General features: G+C 31.9%; 1 pseudogene. It reads left to right on the top strand.

What is annotated here, in order from left to right:
* A pseudogene (locus ACF91D_RS31715) lies at nucleotides 1–454 on the top strand (hypothetical protein); the annotation flags it as partial.
* Nucleotides 455–501: the final 47 nt, after the last annotated feature.

The raw sequence follows: 501 nt of genomic DNA, 5'->3' as shown, positions 1-501 counted from the left end.
TAAGAATGGAGAAGTTCATGAAGTCGCACTATTGGACTGTGCTTTAGGCCTAGGAATGGCTTTGATTGGGATGATACTCAGTAAATTTCTATCTCATAATTGGTTGCACCTATTTTGTATTGTAAGTATTTCTATCACTGCCTTGTGGTATTTGGCTGAAGACGCGCTCGTAATTAAATTGATATTAATGTTATTGTTCGGTTTCACTTTTGGTGTCGATAGAATTATTTTCATGAAAATCATTGTTACATCATATTCGAGTCATACTGTAAAACACATTTATTCCCTGGGAAATGCTCTAGGGCTCCCAGTCCTTGCACTTTGTATTTATCTAAGTATATTAAACTTAGACTTTGTTTGGTTACCATCATTTATTTTATTAATTATACTGATGCTTTTGTTGAAAATTGAACATCACGAAAGGACCTCTACGAATGAAAAATTATTTAATTGAAAGTAAAGATATTTATAACAATGTGTATTTCTCACAACAAGAAATTA

It is taken from the genome of Staphylococcus sp. 231237_7MaSpsaltlick (assembly GCF_043107035.1).
The sequence above is the reverse complement of the archived record's forward strand: the minus strand, read 5'-3'. Positions and strand labels throughout refer to the sequence as shown.